The following is a 16,928-nucleotide window of genomic DNA, read 5'->3' as shown; positions in this document are numbered from 1 at the left end:
AAATTTTACTTTTCCTGAAGATTCCAATTCTTTTTTGCGTTTTTTTGCACAAAACACAAATCCTAACCTATGAGGAACAAAGCTGAAAAAACAGTGAAGGAACGCCGTAAAACCTGGTTTTTGTAAGCATAATCCGGTATATTCCTGATTTGTTGGCAATATTAACCTTTTCGTTCACCGCTTAGAATGGTAGTGAAATGAGGTGAATTTATGATCGATTACAGTCCATTTTGGAAAACCTTGAAGGAAACTGGCGTAACACAGTACGATTTGATCTACCATCATAATATCAGCCGCGGCACGATTCATCGCATGCGCAAAAATAAGCCGCTGACCTTAGTCACCGTCGATATCTTGTGCTCGATTCTGGAGGTTCCCATCGAAAAAGTCGTCTGCATCCGTCCATCCGATCCGGATTGCGGAACTTCGCTTTGATCCTTGCCCGGTAAACAAAAAGACCCTCATCGGGTCTTATTTTTCTTATGGTGACTCGTACGGGATTTGAACCCGTGAATGACGCCTTGAGAGGGCGCTGTGTTAACCGTTTCACCAACGAGCCAGTGCTTAATTATTATAGCTTATCAAAAGAAAATATTCAACAAAAAACGGTGCGAATTGCACCGTTTTTTTCATTCAGGTTCTGACTTATTTCGCTAACGCTGTCTTTGCGGTTTCGACGATCGCCTTAAAGCCCTTCTCGTCGTGAATCGCGATTTCCGACAACATCTTGCGGTTAATCGTGACCCCGGCCAGCTTTAAGCCGTGCATCAGCTGAGAATAGCTCATATCGTTCATTCTCGCCGCAGCGTTGATTCGTGCGATCCACAGTTTGCGCATATCGCGCTTCAGCTGCTTACGTCCGATATAGGAGTAACGCAGAGAACGCATGACCTGTTCGTGGGCTGTACGGTACAGCAGGTGCTTCGAGCCGAAATAGCCCTTCGCTAACTTTAATGTTCTTTTTCTTCTTGCGCGGGTAACAGTTCCGCCTTTTACTCTTGGCATGTTCTAACGTCCTCCTCTAATTAGTCCTGAATCAGGTACTTGATCCGCTTCATGTCGGTCTTGTCGACCAGCGCCGACTTTCTCAGCTGTACCTTCTGTTTATGGGTTTTGTTTGCTGCAAAGTGAGAGATATAAGCATGGCTTCTCTTCAGTTTTCCGCTGCCTGTTCTTTTAACACGCTTTGCCAGCGCCTTTTTTGTTTTCATCTTTGGCATAATCAAGTCCTCCTATACTTTTTTATTTCTTCTTCGGTGTCAGAACCACAGACATCGTATTGCCTTCCAGGGCCGGAGCCTTTTCAACGGACGCAATATCCGACATCTGTTCGACGAAGCTATTCATAACCTTTTTGCCGACCTCCAGGCGCGTGATCAGACGGCCTCGAAAGCGCATATCAATCTTGACCTTCATTCCGTCTTCAACCCAGTTGCGGGCCTGACGAAGCTTCGTATCAAAATCGTGCGTATCAATAACCGGGGATAAGCGCATGGGTTTAACCTCTGTGACATGCTGATTCCGCTTGGCTTCTTTCGCCTTTTTCTGCGACTCAAAACGATACCGTCCGTAATCGACAATCTTGCAGACCGGCGGATTTCCATTCGGAGCGACACACAGCAGATCAAGTTCATAATCGTAGGCTTTTTCCAGGGCTTCCCGGCGCATCATCACGCCTAGCTGCTCTCCTTTTGGGCCAATGACTAAGACTTCTTTGAAACGAATGTTTTCATTGACCAGATCATCGTTGGTCATGACTTTCTTGCTAATAAACGACACCTCCATATTGCAAAAAAGCAGGTACTCCTAGAATACCCGCTTCTACTTACACAGTTCTCTTTGTGTTTGCAGCGTCAACCCAAGTCTGAAGGACATCAGGTGAGAAGGGGCACTTCTACTTTCTACATACTTTTTCTTTGCTTGTTTACTTTACCATGGAACACACGGCTTGTCAAAGGTTTTTTCCAAAACTTATCCGGCTGCGGAATGTTTTGCGCCACAAGCCTGCTTAACGAAGTGCGGATCGCCTCGGTAATCTTCAGCTTCAGCGCTGCATAAACTCCCGCAGCGCTTCCGCCTGAGCCGCGCCGTCTTCAACTCCCGCGCGGTATAAGGCATGCAGCTCGCTGCGGTCCTTTTCCAAGCGGCCGATAACGACCGGCTTTTGCGGCTGGATTACCAATACCTTGCCCTGCGCTTTTAACGCTTCGATTTCCTCAAGCGTTTCATTATAACGCAGATGACGGGTTGCCATCTGCTCGATCAGCTTCGGATAGCGGCGGTATTTCGTGCGGATCAACGGCATGAGTTCGTTCGGCTTTTTCCGATATTCAGCGCACTGCGTCAGTACGATGACGTTCTTTTCGCAGCCCAGGCGCATCGCTTCCTTGACCGGAATCGAATCGCTGATCCCGCCGTCCAGATATTCCTGACCCTCGATTTCGACTGTGCGCGACAACAACGGCAGCGAACTGGAAGCCTGCAGCCAGCGGATATCGCGATGCAGATCTTCGATGAGCGGATATTCCGCTTCGCCGCTGGCCAGATTGGTCACCACCGCCCGAAACCAGCCCCGGCGTTGCGCAAATGCGGCATGATCATACAAATCCAACTGATTGGGAATCGTATCATAAAGCATCTTCACGCCGAAAAAATCCCCGGTCGTCAGCCACGAACGCACGCTGCAATAGCGCCAGTCGTTGAGATAGCTGACATTGACGCGGTAAGCCCGGCCGCGCTGTTTCGATAAAAAGCTCGCGGCGTGGCAGCTGCCGGCGGAAACCCCCAGCGTCCCGTCAAATTCCAGACCGGCGTCTAAAAACGCGTCCAGCACGCCCGCCGTATACACGCCGCGCATGCCGCCGCCCTCCAGCACCAGGCCGATCTTTGTTTCTTCCATTACGCTTCACCAACCCTTTCCGCGTTCAGTTCGTCATACCCGGTCAACGGGTCCGGCGTCCGCGTCAGCCGCCAACCGTCCAAGTGAAGCAGAACGATCTCCGCCGTCGTGTTGACAAGGCAGCCAGACGTCAGGTGCCCGCCGAAAGTATGCAGATCCTGATCGCATACGCTGATATGCACATGCATCCCCTGCTCGCTGATCGTACCGCTGAGCGAAACAATCTCCGCGTCAACTTGTTTTTCATAAATCGTAACGCCGTCGGCCATCCGGAACCGGACGACGCTCAAGCAGCCGGCGCAGGCCATAACCGCCGCAGCCTGAATCTGACGCTCGGCGCAATAGCGTTCTATCGTCTCCGCCAGATCCTGTCCCGGCAGCACTCTGAAACATTCTGTATTCATTTACGATACCTCCTGAAAAAAAGAAAAAACCGGAATGAAATCCGGCTGTTTGTTAAAAGAGAAATCCAACGACCTTGACGTCAACCAGATTGCATTTCAGGCTGGTCATCTGCAGAATATTCTGGTAGATCCGATCCTGCAGCGTTTCGCAGACCGCATTCACGTTGGCTCCGTATTTCACTTTGATTTCCGCCATAACGTTTAAACGGTTGTTTGCGATTTTGCATTGAATCGGTTTCTTCAGCGTTGTCGGTTCGATGGCATACGCCTGGTCGACGTCGTCGATCGAGATCTGGGCAATCGTTTCAAATACACCTTTTGATAAGGCGATCAGGCCTGTGCCTTCGTCTTTTTCTTTAATCTGAATATATTCCTGAGCCAATTCATTCACCTTCTTTGTTCCTATTATACCAGAGAAAGCCCAAGATGCCAAAGAAAATGAAACGGGGTTTTTATTTTTAGCGAGCCTACTTGAACGTGACTTCCGGCACCCGTTCATCCTGCAGCTGATCTGCGGCGATCTTCATAATTTTCGAAGCGTTCTCCGCCCCTGCCAGTGTTTTCGGGCATCCGATCCGCACGACCTCATCCTCCAGCTCCGCGACGCAGCCCTCCATTCCGGCCTGACTCAGCGCAGCGACAATCGTTTCCTCAGTCTTCTTGTTTTGTTCCACCTGTCCCGCCTGCTGCAGCGCGTCCTGTTTTTCTTCGGTGCTGGCCGACGGCGACGCGACGATCGACTGGGAGTTCTGGGCCTGGGCATTATGTTTGTCCTGCAGCTGCTGCTGCATCGTGGCCAGGGAATCCTGATCCTCGTTCTGTCCGGTTAAAAGCTGATCGGGATTCAATTGTCCCTGATCGGCCGGCAGCGTCACATAGTAGATTGAAAGCATCAGAATCAATGTAAATAAAGTGAGAAATGCAAATGCCTGTTTATTCATATCACGGCCTCCTGCTCACTTGTACTGTATGCGGCAGGCAGCCTGGTTATGAGCGTTTTGAAGATCAATAAAACAGGGCGCAGATTTTATGCTTCAGATGCGTAAGGATATCCTTGCGCTGCAGCTGATATTCCTCCAGACTTTCCAACATCTCGTCCAGACGGTCGATTTCCTCATGAAACAATTCCATAATCTGAAGCAGACGGTCTTCGTGGATGATCTCGACCTTGCCGACCTCCACCATCGCTTCCGCGACGCACCGCAGCAGATCGTCGCGGATCGTCTGGGCACTGACGTTGTCCAGCGCAGTGAATTTCTTCTCGTACCAGAAGCGGTTGACAATCAATGATTTCAGCACTTCGACAAACATCGTGAAGTCCTGGATATTGTTGCCCGGCTGGATCGCGAAAAGCATGACGAAGAACACATGCCACTCAAAATCAATGTTGATGATGCTTTGCCAATACCGGCCGAGCACATCGCAGAACGGATCGTAATGGATAAATTCTTTCTCGAGCGTAATCGGTTCCGTGAAATCAAGATCGCTGATTTTCAACAGGTTGAAATGTTCGAAATATTCGACCATTTTCTGCTGCGGCTGATCCGACTGAACGAAGTCTTTAATATAGATATACTGGCTGAGCACGGCGCTGCATTTCTTGAAATCGGTCGTAAATCCGATCGACTCAATCATTTTGATCGCATACAGGTCGCTGATCGATTTCGCCATAAACATCTTGAAACCCCGTTCGCTCATGCCGATATCTTTGTCTTTATTCTGGTTGAGAATCTGGGTATAGACGATTTCCAGCTGGTGATCGACGACATCCAGATTATCGCGGATCGAAGCCAGTATGTCTTTCATAAAGCTGTCGAACATCACATACTGGGTATTTTTATAAACGACCTGATGCTCGATCTCGCTCCAGAAGGAATGCACCATGGATTTGATCTGCAGTTCAAAATTCACTTTACGGCCGTTGAATAAATAATAACCGTCGATCCGGTAAATCGTAAAGCCGTTGCGCTGCAGCTGGGGCTGGGGCATCGCCAGATTCAGACAGAGATCCGGATAAAGCATGCATTGGGCATATTCCTGATCTTCGACAAAGCTGAAATGATGGCGGATCGCCTGGTAAATCCGGTTTTCATCGCTGATAAAGCGGCATTCTACGGTCAGGCCGATCAGATCGGGAAGGAAATTGAGAACTTCCTCGCCTGTTGAAAACTGCAGATAGTATTTGTTGCGGATCATTTTTTCTTTCAGCGAGCCGATTGATTTTATCCGCGAGCTGAAGCCGACGACATAATCCATATAGTCTTCCAGAAGATGCTCGAAGCAGCCTTTAATCGCTCCTTCGACATATTGGTAAGACGGGTTGTTCAATTCCAGCAGTTTGACCGAATCGTCGATCAAATCGAACAGTTCAAGACGCATGGGATCAGCCTCCTTCAGCGTGTGCGCAGTCCTTTGGGATATTTATTTTTAATCACGGCGCCGTCGCTCTTGCCAAAGCCGACGGGATAGCCTTCATAACTCAGGCAGAGAAAACCGCGCGGAGCAGCGGCAGTTAACGGCAGCCCCTGCAAATATTGCGCGAGCTGGTTTTCATCCAGCGCCGCGGTGTTCTTAAACCGGTCCTGAAGCAGAGCGGACATATAGAAATGATGGTGCGGCTCCACTCGATTTTTGACGATTTCCCCGGCCATAACGCCCTGCCGCAGCACCGGAATGTTCTCCAGCTGGATAAATTCATGGCGCATCAAAGACAGCCGGTCTTGCTCAAGATGGAAATGCAGATCGGAAAGGTCCGTCAGCTGATCGCTGAGAAACTCCCGGACGATTGACGACAGCGGCGCACTTTTGAAAAACCGCTGACGGACAGCAGGCTGAGCCACTGTTTTACGCAGCTTCGCAACGAAGTGTCCTTCGCCTTGATCCATCGGAAAGATCCGGCGGACTTTCGCGCCGTCGACCAGTCCGGTTGACAAACCGGGCCGGCCGAAATCCACGCTGCAGTCAATCAGCTCCATTTCCGGATGCTTCCGCAGAAACTGATCGATAACCTGTTCGTTTTCCTCCGGCGCGTAGGTGCAGGTTGAATAGACGAGAATTCCCTGTTCCTTCAGCGTGAATACCGCCGATTCCAATATTTTCTGCTGCCGCTGGCCACAGGCCCGGACATGTTCGACGCTCCAGTCGGCCAGCGCCCGGTCTTCCTTTTTAAACATACCTTCACCGCTGCAGGGAGCGTCGACCAACACTTTGTCCATCCAGCCGCCAAGCTGCGGACACAGCCGTTCCGGGGAAGCATGGGTTATCACCGCTTCGCTGACGCCCAAGCGTTCCAGATTGCTCATCAAGACGCGCGCCCGGCCGCCGTCGATTTCATTCGCGATCAGAAAACCGGATTGACCGATCCGCGCCGCGATCTGCGTACTTTTCCCGCCCGGCGCCGCACATAAATCCAGCACCCAGTCGCCCGGCTGCGGATCCAGAATGGTCACCGCTGATGAGGCTGACGGCTCCTGCATGTAAAACAATCCCTGTCGATGATAAATATGATTGCCCAGTCCTGTTTCCGAGCCGGTCAGCACAAAGCCTTCCTGAGCAAACGGCGACGGCGACAAGGAAGCGAATTGACGCTTGACTAAGGCATCCGGCTGGATTTTTAACAAATTGGCGCGCAACCCGCGAAACGGCGGGTTGTTCAAGGTTTCAACGTAAGCATCATAATCCGGCCCCAGCAGCTCCCGCATCCGCGCTAAAAATTGTTCATTCATCGCGCAGTTCCTGAAAATAGTCGCGGACAGCCTGCTGATCGCGGTGAAGCTGCTCGATCAGTTCCTGCAATGAGGCAAACTGCCGCTCCGTCCGCAGCCGTTTGTAAAAGCGCAGCCGCATCGGCTGATCGTAAAAATCTTCCGTACAGTCCAGCAGATTGGCTTCGACCGACAGCTCGCGGACCGGATTGCAGGTTGGATTATGTCCAATATTGATCATTGCCTTCCAGCTCCGTCCTCCGCTTTCCGCCTCGCCGGCATACACTCCGCCTAATGGCAGCAGCGTTTCCTCCTCAGTCTTTAAATTTGCGGTAGGGAACCCCCACTCGCGGCCCTTCTGTCGGCCATGCACAACCACGCCGCGGATTTCATAGGGATAGCCCAACAGCCGTCCGGCTTCCGCCACGTCGCCTTGTTCCAGACAACGGCTGATCCGCGAGGAACTGATCTTATCTCCCTGATCGTTGACCGCTTCAATCACCACGACGTCAAACCGTCCGGCGGCCTCGGCTTTGAGCGTTTCCACGCTGCCGCTGCCGAACTTTCCATAATGAAAATCAAATCCGCAGATCAATGCCTTCAAACGGCAGTGCTCCGCCAGCATATCGATGAACGCCGAAGGCGAAAGCTCGGCCATTTCCTTAACGAAATCCAGCACGATCACCCGGTCGATTCCCATTTTGCCCGCCAGCTCGATGCGCTGCTGCAACGTCGTTAAATGCTGCACCTTTTGCATCCGTCCGATCGTAATCCAAGGATCGGGGGAGAATGTGATCAGCGCGCTTTCACATCCAGCAGCTTTTGCCCGCCGGATCGTTTCGTCGATCAGCGCCCGGTGTCCGCGGTGCAGACCGTCAAAATAGCCAATGCAGGCGCAGACCGGTTCGGTCAGAACCGGCTCGCCATGCGTTTTTATCATATCTACTTTCATTGATGTTTCTCCTACCATAATCCCCGCAGGCAGCGGTAAATTCCATCTTCCTGCCGTTCCATCATCGCCAGCACCTGATTTCCGCTCACGACGCCGACGACAGGCTCCATGCTGTCCAGACACAAACGCTTGCCGTTTTTAATATCCGGAATCTGCGCCGGTGTCGCTTCTATCAGCGGATATTGACTAGCAATGCCGTCATAGATGGAAACAAGCTGAAAATGCCCCTGCTTCACCTCATCCAGCGGCTGACACTGATCCAGGGTATAACCGCAGGCCCGGGTGCGGATCAGACTGCTCATCGTGCCGACGGTGCCCAACTTTTCCGCGATATCCTCGCACAAGGTGCGGACATAAGTTCCGTTAGAACAAACGACACGGAACCGGATGCTCGCCGCAACTTGCAAAAGCTCGATTTCGATGATCTCGACAGGCCGTTTTTCCCGTTCGACCTCCACGCCCTCACGGGCATATTCATACAGCTTTCTGCCGTCCTTTTTGATGGCGGACACCATCGGCGGCAGCTGCATTGAAACGCCTAAGAAGCTGTTCAGCACAGCCTTTATCTGCCCGGGTTCAAGCTTGATCTCCGGTCTGGTTTCCAACGGTTTGCCCCAGATATCGCCGGTATCGGTTTTCGTGCCCAGCGTCAGCTCGGCGATGTATTCCTTCGTCTTGCCTGATAAATACGGCAGCGCCTTGCAGGCCCGGCCCAGCAGCACGACCAGAACGCCCGTCGCCTGCGGATCCAGGGTACCAGTATGGCCGACGCTCTTGATGCCGGCGGCTTTACGGACCTGATAAACGACGTCGAACGACGTCATTCCTGCCGGTTTATTAATTAAACAAATTCCGTCCACTGTATCACTCCAAACTCTACGTTTCATTATACCAAGGCTCACTTCCGTTTGCAAAGCCTATCGCCGCATCCGCGCAAATCTCACACGGAATGTTCACCTGGGCTTCAAACAGGGCCTGTGGTATAATAGGACGGAAGAAAAAAACGCAGGAGGACTGACTGATGAACGCGATGAAACAAATTTTAGGCTGTATCCGCAAAGCCGACCAGGACTACGGTATGATCGCCGATCACGACCGGATTGCGGTCGGCGTTTCCGGAGGCAAGGATTCCATGCTTTTGCTTTATTGCCTGCATCTTTACCAGCAATTCTGCCAGCGGATTCAAAGCAAGCAGTTTGAAGTCGTCGGCATTCATATTCAGATGGGCTTTCCCGACATGGACTTCACGGACGCCGCAGCTTTTTTCAAACAGCACGGTATCCGCCTGGAGCTCGTGCCCAGCCGAATTTACGATATTTTAAAGATCCAGGCCAATGACGACGGTTCTTTAAAGTGCTCGTTATGCTCGACGCTAAAAAAGGGCGCCGTCAACCGGGCCGCAAAGGACTTCGGCTGTACGAAGGTCGCGTTTGCGCACCATGGAGACGACGCCATTGAAACCTTATTAATGAATGCGATTTACGGCGGCCGACTGGCGACCTTCGCGCCGAAGATGTATTTGTCCAACGCGGAAATGCCGTTTATCCGCCCGTTTATCTATGCCCGGGAAAATCAAATCCGCGCGGCCGTCGAAAGCTGCGGCGTCCCGGTAGTGAAGTCGACCTGTCCGATGGACGGCTTTACCCGCAGGCAGGATATGAAAGAAATGCTCGAGCGGCTGTATGCGGAATACCCGATGGCCCGCGACAACTTTCTGCTGATGCTGCACAACGAAAAGCAGCTCAGTCTGTGGCATGAGGAAACCGCTGATGAGCAAGCTGAGCTTCACCCCATCAGTAAATCAGAATCTTAAAGCCGTCCGGCAGCCGCAGCTGGGCGGCTGTTTTTTGTTCGTCCAGGATGCGATGCTCGCAGGCGTCGCATAAGATCAGCGGCTGGCACAAATCGAATTCCTCACGGATTTCCGGCGGACTCATTTCCTGCAATCCTTCGACAATTTCCCGCAGCGTCAGCGACGGGTCGGCGCTGCATTCAAAATATTGGTCGCAGCAGACTAACTCAAAACCTAGTAATACTTCATTTTCCATGTTATTTTATCTCCCTCAATCGTTGCATTTGTTCACCTTGAATCCACACACTTTCCTGCTCTGTTAAATTCGCCACAGCGGCGGGCACCGGAAAAAACAGCTGCTGCCGCAAGCCCGGCCCCGACCAAAGCGTCAAAGAAAAATCAACTAGTCTCCGCCAAGAACCGCGCTGGATTTCATGCGCGGCGGCGACCAGGACGAACGGTGTTTCTCTTTCAAAAAAGGAAAAGATTTCCACTTCGCTTTGCCGGGAAGTTTCGACGATGGGATAAGGCCCGCCAAGCTGCCGGATTCTGGCTGCGCAAAGGCTGGCGTCATAGCCGGTCACAACCAGATGCTGCCGCGCGTGCAGCGTTGCGTAAACGGGCTGGCACAAAATCGGATCCACGCCCAGAAAAACGGCGTTCTTTTTCAGCCAGCTGCGCGGCAACCGTTCGGGCAGCCGCGGCAGCTGCCAGCGTTTCGGCTTCATTTCCGCAGGCGGAGGAAGCGGCCGGGCCAGAACAAAGTCCATGACGCTTTCTTTAAAAAACAAGCCCTTTCCGGTCGCCAGCGGCTGAGTCCAGGTTCGTTCCAGCGCTTCGCCAAGCTGCGCCGGCGCGGCCGGGCCGAGGATGTAGCGGATCCGCAGGTTCTGCGCCAGGCGCAGCGGCAGCCGGCTGATCTGCTTCTCGGCACAAAATAAATACAGGTTCAGCGACGGGCCCTCTTCCAATAGCCGTTGAAACAGCGCCAGATGATCCCAGCGATCCAAAATTGCGCCAAGCTGAAGCACCACAATCAGTAAGGGGATTTCAGCAGAACGGCGCTGCCGCAGACCGCGGTCAAGCAGGCTGAAAAATCGCTCGATCCATTCCGGATGCTTAAAGGACAGGACTTCGATCACTGCCGGCTCTGCCGAGAACTGCGGCAGCTGATCCAGCGGATCCAGCACGACAAATTCAGCCGTTTCGTCAAACCGGCCCGCGCTTTGCACAAGACATTGCAGAAATGCCCGCTGGGCCGCTGCTTCCTCGCTGATCAGCAAGCCGTGCGCCAAAGGGTGTACAATCACCGGCGTTGCGCGGTGAAGAGGATCGTCGCCGATCCCCAGAACCAGACCCGCTGTCTGTCTTTTTAACATGTCCAGCTCTACCGCCGTGGGAAGCGGCGGCCATAACGGTGGAGCAGATAAACCGCGGCGGTCCGCTTCCCGGATAATCGCCGCCATCAGCGCTTCGCTCTGACGCAGGCTGGCATTTTTCCCATGCTGCGTTTCGCGGATGGGTTTCAACCGGAAATCCAGCCAGCGCACGACCGGGTCCGGCGTCTGCTTGCCGCCCAGCCAGGCGCATTGCCCCTGTACTAAATCCTGCTGACTTAGCAGAAGAAACTGCCCGGGCCGGCTTAACCGCAACGCTTTATCGCAATGCAGAAGCTCCTGACTGTCCTGTTTCTGCGCCACTTTCAAGCAGAGCTTAAAATTGAAATTACTCCACATCTGTTCATCGACAATCCCTGCCGGCCGCTGCGTCGCCAGGATCAGATGCAACCCCAGGCTGCGCCCAATCCGGCAAATCTGAATCAGATCCTGCATAAATTCCGGCTGAGATTGCTTCAGCTCAGCGAATTCGTCGATGATCAGTACGCAATGCGCCAACGGCGGCAGCTGGGGATGATCAAGACAAAGCTGGCGGTAGTGATCCAGATCGGAAACAGGCTGTTTTAACGCCGTCTGCGCCTGAGCGAAATACCGCTGCCGCCGTTCGCACTCCTGACGCAGATAGATCAAGGAACGTTCTACACCGTTTTCTGCGACATTGTTCAGCTCTGCGCAGCAATGCGGAAGCAGCCGCCCTTGGAATCGCAGCTGTTCGATCAAACTGCCGCCCTTGTAATCGATGATGGCAAACTGCAGCTGATCCGGGCTGTAATGCCAGGCCGCCGAAAGCACGAGTGTTTCCAGCAGCCGGCTTTTCCCGCTGCCCGTCATTCCGGCGATCAGGCCGTGGGGTCCCTGCCCTTTTTCGTGCAGATCCAGAATGACCGGCTGCCCCTGTTCGTCCAGTCCCAAAGGAATCCGCAGCTGCGTCAGGCTTGCCGCTTCCTGCCAGGGCGGAGCGGAAAGCATTGGTTGGGCAACCAGGCTTTGAAAATCAACCTGACGGTGCGATCCCCGGCTTCTTTGTTCCGCGCGGTAAAGGGACAGAGCGCTTTCGCGAAAATTCTTCGCATAGCTGAAATCAACGTCAAATTCCTGGACCAGCTGTCCCGAGCGTGTCAGAATCCGGCCATGACCTTGTTCGATCATCAGAATCCGCTGCGCCGCCAGGCGCAGATCCGATATCCGAGCGGCCCATTGCCAGACGCAGGATTTCGCTTTGGGTGTTCCAAAGCAAACAGCCGCACCCGGATCGCTCACCAGCGTCCAGACCGGAATCATGATTTCCTGAATCTGCCGCCGCCCGCGGTCCCAATCGTCCTGATTTGTCCAGATCCGCCGCAGGCCCTGGTCATCATAGAGCTGAGGCAGCCAGCAGAGCGTTTCAAAAATGTCCTTGGAAATGGGACCGAGCCAGGCCAGAGCCGCGCTCTGAGCCTGGTGATGGACCGCAAACGTCATCAAAACCGTATTGAAAAACGCAAACAGCGATTTCTCATCGCAGACCAAACCGATTTGGTCAAATTCAAAGAGATCCCAGGGCAGCGGCGCGGCGGCGCTGAAGGAATGCGTCGTTTGCCAGACCTCGATCTGCCGCTTGACCTCCTGATCCGCGGCATTGCGCAAATCGAGTGTCTCCAGCTTCATTTTGGGAATCAGCGTCAGCCGCTGACGGCCTAAACACAGCTTACCGAACAGCGGATGAGCCGCGTCGGTATCGAATACAGTCTGTTCCTCAATCTGTGCGATTAACCTTTCGGCGTCCGGATAGCACCGCTTCAAAAACGTAACCGTTTCCCGCAGCGCCGCCTGGCAGGTTTTCTCCCAATCTTCCAGCACTCCCGTCAGCCATCGTTTTTGCCGGAGCCGGTCACGCCGGTTCAACAGGACGTTGACGGTCAGCTGAGCCAGCGGCCAGAACACCGCTGAAAACATCATGACGGCCGGCATCAGGACCATCATTCCCGCCGCCCCCTGACCTAGCGATAAACCGACGGTGATCGAGGCTGCACCCATCATCAGCGAAGGTCCGATCGTCATTACACTGAAGGTCATGGGTCTGAATTTAACCGGAGGGCCCTGAGGTAAGGTGAGCGAGCATTGCGGATCAGCGGGGTAAAACTGAAACGCCGGATGAAAGGAAAGCGTCAGCTTATCGGATGGCTGGTACATCCAGTCGGTCAAGGTTTGCCAGCGCAGCGGCTTCAGCTTGATTTTGAGCCGCATTCCCGGGTTGTTGACCGCGATAAAAGCAGGGTGAATCAAAACGGTGACCGCCGCAAACTGCAGGCGCATTCCTGCTTCCAGACGGGTCTCGCGCTGATGAACGCCGTTGACGATCATACCGGGAAACATCGCTTTTTCCTCAGCCACATTCTGATCGAAGTCCAGCATCGCCCACGGCTCGTCCTGATTGCCGCAGGTATTCGTCAATGCTGCCTCGCTGAGCATCCAGCGGCCTTGAGGCCGTTGATAAAGCTTGTATTGATCGTAACCGACATCCTCGAAATAGTAGTAAAGATCAATTTTTTCATAAAACGGAAGATAGCAAAGCTCGTCATGACGCCCTTTGATCAAGCGGCAGCGGCGTGAGCTGTCCAGAAACTGCAGCGTCTCGCTGAGCTGCGCCTGCCAGCCTTCCCCCTTCCGGGTAATCGCCAGCACGCCGTCGGCCTCCACCGCGAAGAATAAGCCGCGCTGAGAACAAACATGGCGGACCGCCAGCCGGTGCTGCCATAAAATACAGACGATCATGCCGCCTCGGTCCGCACATGAATATGGCAGCTTGTCTTGTAGGTTTCAGTCGGCTCGGTAATCGTGACGATCGTATCCCCGGCTTTAACCGCCCGCACCCGGCCGGTCTGCACGACAGTCGCGATATCCGGCTGTGCGACGGAATAGATCAGATCCGACGCCGCCACGCCTTCCGGCAATCCGCGGATCACGATCTGTCCGCTTTGACCGGGACTTAAAATCAGCTGGACTTCCGCCAGTTCGATCCGGTCGGTGTTGATGATCGGGGCCGGGGTCGGCGTGGACGCGGAATGTTGGCCGCGGGTGCAGTGATCAACGAAGATCCCATTTTCCAGGTGTGTGCGGCCATGCGGATTGAGTGTCGCGTTATTCTCGTTCAGGATGGAGAATGTGCGGCCCATGCCTAACCGTCCTGCCAGCGAGTCGGACGAATTGATCTCCAGCTCCAGGATGCCGTGGACGTTCAGATCGCTGCAAAACTGCAGATTTGCATGGACGGGCTGACTTTCCAAAGGTAATTCTCCTGCCTCGCGTGGTTCCAGCCCGCCGTTTTCTCCAATCCAGGCCGTCGTTCGCATCACGCCGCGCAAGCCGGTCTGAAGCAGCAGATCCATCAGTGAAATTCCGGCGGCCCGGGCGGAAGCTTCCACCGCAGCTGTCATTTTCGAAGACCCTTGAAAAATAAAATCATGACGGTGTTCAAGCTGATGAATCAGCCGCGGAACGCCGTTTCTTATTTCCATGCCGACGCTGCCTTCCTGACTTAAAAGCAGCTCGATCTTGCCGCCGGCGTAGCAATGCAGCTGCAGGGTTAAAAGCAGATCGACAATCGGAAACTGCGGCACCGGCAGCTTGATCTTCGCAATGGGGATCACGGTGTTCGCCTCCTTCCGCGCGTTGGTAAAGGAAGCGGTCAGCGAGCTTAACAAATCATGCGGATCCAGGCCGGAAAAATCGCTGGTCAGCGTATTGGACACCCCGCGCGTCAGACCGGCTGATTCGCTCATCGTAAAATCCAGCTGAAGACGGCCCTCCTTGCCTAAACCATTCCAGGCGATCACCGGATGCACGCCCGTCAGGTCATAGTCCATCTGCAGCGTCGCGCCGTTCGTCATTTTCTTGGCCGCGTGGACATGAATGCCGCTGGCCGCTACGCTCCAGCTTACCTGCGTCCCGCCGACTTCAAACTGCTGCTTCATCAGCGCGAACCGCGGTTCTGCCGCTTCGGTCAGGTTCATCGCGACCGGCAGCAGACCTGAACTGTCCTGCGCATAGGGCAGGATCTCCGCCTGACTCCAGTCGGCGTCAAACGAGAGGTTAAACTGTGTCTCAGCCAGCCAGGTCTGCGGATCTTCCGAATGAACTTCAGCCAGAATCTGATCTTCCGTTTCGACAAGGGAATCCGTGACATAAACTTCATTCTTATCCGGATCCGTGAACCATTGTCCGACTTGTCCGCTTTGGGTTGGCTCCAGCGCAATCCGGCCCGTTTCATCCGGCCTGGCCTCGCCGCCCCATAACCCCGCAGCCTCCCATTCGAACCTTTCCTGATCCTCAATTTCATTCAGGGAACGCGTCAGCGCCGCCAAGGAACTTGCGGCTTCCTCCGCCGTCAGCCAACCGTCCAGTTTCGTCAGAAATCCCAGCGTTTGGCAGCGGTCCAATGACTGCGCCTCGCCGTCGTAAGCTTGAAGCAAATTGATGCATGCCGCTGTCCGTGAAATCCGCTGCCGGTCCGCTTCGACCTCCACGCCCCAGTCTTTCAATGCGGCCAGGCCGGCGGCGGAAGCGTCAAAGAACAACGTTTCCGCCAGCATCTTCGCCCAATCGCACCGCAGAACGCCCGACGGCTGCGGCATACAGCCGTCCGCCATCATCAGCACCGTCAATCCGGCCGCGGCCAGACTCCGCCAACGTCCGCGCATATGCTAAAACGAACCGGCGTTGTTTTGGATCGTCGCTTCCAGTGTATCGTAACTGGACACGGCGGTATCCAGAAACCGGGCATACGATTCGATGATCTGCTTCTGGGTCTCAAACTGCGCCGCAAATTGATTGAACCGTTGCCGGATGGCCTCGGAACCATCGCTCTGCCACACCATCGCCAGGTCGTTCATCTGTTTCTTCGCTTCGATCAGCGCGCTGTAAATCTGTTCGTTGCAGACGCGGATAGCGCCGGATGTATCCTTAACTCCCGCTAAAGAAATCTTTAAGTTGTCCATTTTTTCTTCCTCCCTTTAATTAGCCAGCCGGCTGGCCTGCGCCGCCAGTTCTTCCTGCATCTGCCGGTAGCTGCGAGCCGATGCATTCAAAAATTCGCTGTACTGCTGCATCAACAGCTCCACTCTTCGAAAATCGTCCTGATAGCCCTGAATCTGTGTTGTAAAGGCCAGATTGTCCCGGCCGATCCAGGTGTTGGCCGCCATCAGCTCAACGCGTTCATACAGCCGCGCTACCGTCCTTTCCACCTCCTGTCGCAGTTGTTCGATCTGTCCGGCACACGCTTCCAGCCGGGTGGGTTCCACCGCAATCGTTCTCATTGTGTTCTCCTTTCTGCACGCCCCTAGTATTAATATTGCGGTTTTTTTGAAAAAGCCCCCTAAAAAATGGAAAAAAGTTTAAAAAAGTTAAAAAAAATCCTGTCTGATTTATTTCAGACAGGATTCCTGGTTACGCATCGTGATTAATTTGAGAGATAATCGAGTCGATCCGTTCGCCTTTTTCTAGCGAATCGTCGAGCTTGAAAATCAGATCCGGCACCTTGCGGATCGAAAGCCGCTTGCCCAGCTCCGAGCGGATAAAGCCCTTCGCCCGGTTGAGCACCTTCAGGCCCGCTTGCTTGCGTTCTTCCTTGCCTAAGAAAGAAACGTAAATCGTTGCGTAGGAGTAGTCGTTGGTCACCTGTACGTCAGTGATTGTGACGAACCCGACGGACGGATCCTTCAGGGAAAACTGAATAATATCCGTGACGTCTTTGAGAATGATCTGCGCTACTCGTTCTTGTTTGACAGACATGAGCGTCCCTC

At 53.7% G+C, this 16,928-nt stretch carries 19 protein-coding genes and 1 tRNA gene; 2 read left to right on the top strand and 18 right to left on the bottom strand.

The annotated features are described in order from the left end of the window. The first annotated feature begins 210 nt into the window (after nt 1-210). A complete protein-coding gene (locus tag DWY25_RS05495) occupies nt 211-435 on the top strand; it encodes a helix-turn-helix domain-containing protein (protein WP_117894401.1) in 225 nt (74 codons plus the stop codon). 48 nt (nt 436-483) lie between these two features. Here DWY25_RS05495 and DWY25_RS05490 read toward each other — a convergent pair. The 12 genes from DWY25_RS05490 to truB form a co-directional block, all read right to left on the bottom strand. Beyond that, nucleotides 484-559: transfer RNA gene (locus DWY25_RS05490), tRNA-Glu, on the bottom strand. 86 nt (nt 560-645) lie between these two features. After that, nucleotides 646-1,005 carry a 50S ribosomal protein L20 gene (gene rplT / locus DWY25_RS05485; RefSeq protein ID WP_117894400.1) on the bottom strand — a complete coding sequence of 120 codons (360 nt, stop codon included), beginning with the start codon at nt 1,003-1,005 and terminating at the stop codon, nt 646-648. 20 nt (nt 1,006-1,025) lie between these two features. Beyond that, nucleotides 1,026-1,220, bottom strand: a complete 195-nt coding sequence (gene rpmI / locus DWY25_RS05480) for a 50S ribosomal protein L35 (RefSeq protein WP_006059109.1) — start codon at nt 1,218-1,220, stop codon at nt 1,026-1,028. A 22-nt stretch (nt 1,221-1,242) separates the two neighbouring features. Next, nucleotides 1,243-1,785 carry a translation initiation factor IF-3 gene (infC, locus tag DWY25_RS05475; protein WP_006059108.1) on the bottom strand — a complete coding sequence of 181 codons (543 nt, stop codon included), beginning with the start codon at nt 1,783-1,785 and terminating at the stop codon, nt 1,243-1,245. A 259-nt stretch (nt 1,786-2,044) separates the two neighbouring features. After that, on the bottom strand, nt 2,045-2,899 hold the full coding sequence (locus DWY25_RS05470) for a patatin-like phospholipase family protein (protein WP_117894399.1): 855 nt from the start codon (nt 2,897-2,899) through the stop codon (nt 2,045-2,047). Further along, nucleotides 2,899-3,303, bottom strand: coding sequence for a PPC domain-containing DNA-binding protein (locus DWY25_RS05465; protein ID WP_117894398.1), 405 nt, complete (start codon nt 3,301-3,303; stop codon nt 2,899-2,901). The genes DWY25_RS05470 and DWY25_RS05465 overlap by 1 nt, the downstream gene beginning before the upstream one ends. A gap of 52 nt (nt 3,304-3,355) precedes the next feature. Continuing rightward, nucleotides 3,356-3,685, bottom strand: coding sequence for an Asp23/Gls24 family envelope stress response protein (locus DWY25_RS05460; protein WP_039864357.1), 330 nt, complete (start codon nt 3,683-3,685; stop codon nt 3,356-3,358). Between the two features lie 85 nt (nt 3,686-3,770). After that, entirely contained in the window at nt 3,771-4,244 is a 474-nt protein-coding gene (locus tag DWY25_RS05455; protein ID WP_006059104.1) for a SpoIIIAH-like family protein, read from the bottom strand. Between the two features lie 64 nt (nt 4,245-4,308). Beyond that, complete coding sequence (locus DWY25_RS05450; protein ID WP_006059103.1) at nt 4,309-5,682, bottom strand: nucleotidyltransferase family protein; 1,374 nt, start codon at nt 5,680-5,682, stop codon at nt 4,309-4,311. 14 nt (nt 5,683-5,696) lie between these two features. Beyond that, nucleotides 5,697-7,028, bottom strand: a complete 1,332-nt coding sequence (locus DWY25_RS05445; protein ID WP_117894397.1) for an RsmF rRNA methyltransferase first C-terminal domain-containing protein — start codon at nt 7,026-7,028, stop codon at nt 5,697-5,699. Continuing rightward, nucleotides 7,021-7,959: a riboflavin biosynthesis protein RibF gene (gene ribF / locus DWY25_RS05440; RefSeq protein ID WP_181981711.1), complete on the bottom strand. Its 939-nt coding sequence runs from the start codon at nt 7,957-7,959 to the stop codon at nt 7,021-7,023. Before ribF ends, DWY25_RS05445 begins: the two co-directional genes overlap by 8 nt. 11 nt (nt 7,960-7,970) lie before the next feature. After that, the gene (truB, locus tag DWY25_RS05435; protein ID WP_244925937.1) at nt 7,971-8,846 is read right to left on the bottom strand and encodes a tRNA pseudouridine(55) synthase TruB; all 876 of its coding nucleotides are present in this window, start codon (nt 8,844-8,846) and stop codon (nt 7,971-7,973) included. A 134-nt stretch (nt 8,847-8,980) separates the two neighbouring features. Here truB and DWY25_RS05430 point away from each other — a divergent pair, with 134 nt between their 5' ends. Next, complete coding sequence (locus tag DWY25_RS05430; protein WP_117894394.1) at nt 8,981-9,772, top strand: tRNA 2-thiocytidine biosynthesis TtcA family protein; 792 nt, start codon at nt 8,981-8,983, stop codon at nt 9,770-9,772. Here DWY25_RS05430 and DWY25_RS05425 read toward each other — a convergent pair. From DWY25_RS05425 to rbfA, 6 genes are all read right to left on the bottom strand, one after another. Next, entirely contained in the window at nt 9,753-10,007 is a 255-nt protein-coding gene (locus DWY25_RS05425; protein WP_006059098.1) for a hypothetical protein, read from the bottom strand. The two genes, DWY25_RS05430 and DWY25_RS05425, sit on opposite strands and share 20 nt — an antisense overlap. A 1-nt stretch (nt 10,008) precedes the next feature. After that, nucleotides 10,009-13,902: an FtsK/SpoIIIE domain-containing protein gene (locus DWY25_RS05420; protein ID WP_117894393.1), complete on the bottom strand. Its 3,894-nt coding sequence runs from the start codon at nt 13,900-13,902 to the stop codon at nt 10,009-10,011. Further along, complete coding sequence (locus tag DWY25_RS05415; RefSeq protein WP_117894392.1) at nt 13,899-15,827, bottom strand: Ig-like domain-containing protein; 1,929 nt, start codon at nt 15,825-15,827, stop codon at nt 13,899-13,901. Before DWY25_RS05415 ends, DWY25_RS05420 begins: the two co-directional genes overlap by 4 nt. 3 nt (nt 15,828-15,830) lie before the next feature. Beyond that, nucleotides 15,831-16,124, bottom strand: a complete 294-nt coding sequence (locus tag DWY25_RS05410; protein WP_006059095.1) for a pore-forming ESAT-6 family protein — start codon at nt 16,122-16,124, stop codon at nt 15,831-15,833. A gap of 15 nt (nt 16,125-16,139) precedes the next feature. Then, nucleotides 16,140-16,442 (bottom strand): WXG100 family type VII secretion target, encoded by a 303-nt coding sequence (locus DWY25_RS05405; RefSeq protein WP_117894391.1) that lies wholly within the window; start codon nt 16,440-16,442, stop codon nt 16,140-16,142. A 130-nt stretch (nt 16,443-16,572) separates the two neighbouring features. Then, nucleotides 16,573-16,917, bottom strand: coding sequence for a 30S ribosome-binding factor RbfA (gene rbfA / locus DWY25_RS05400; RefSeq protein ID WP_117894390.1), 345 nt, complete (start codon nt 16,915-16,917; stop codon nt 16,573-16,575). Nucleotides 16,918-16,928 lie beyond the last annotated feature (11 nt).

The sequence above is a fragment of the Holdemania filiformis genome, assembly GCF_003459085.1.
GTDB classification, from domain to species: Bacteria; Bacillota_I; Bacilli_A; order Erysipelotrichales; family Erysipelotrichaceae; genus Holdemania; species Holdemania filiformis.
Note: the sequence above shows the minus strand (reverse complement) of the source record. Positions and strands in the feature narration are given on the sequence as shown.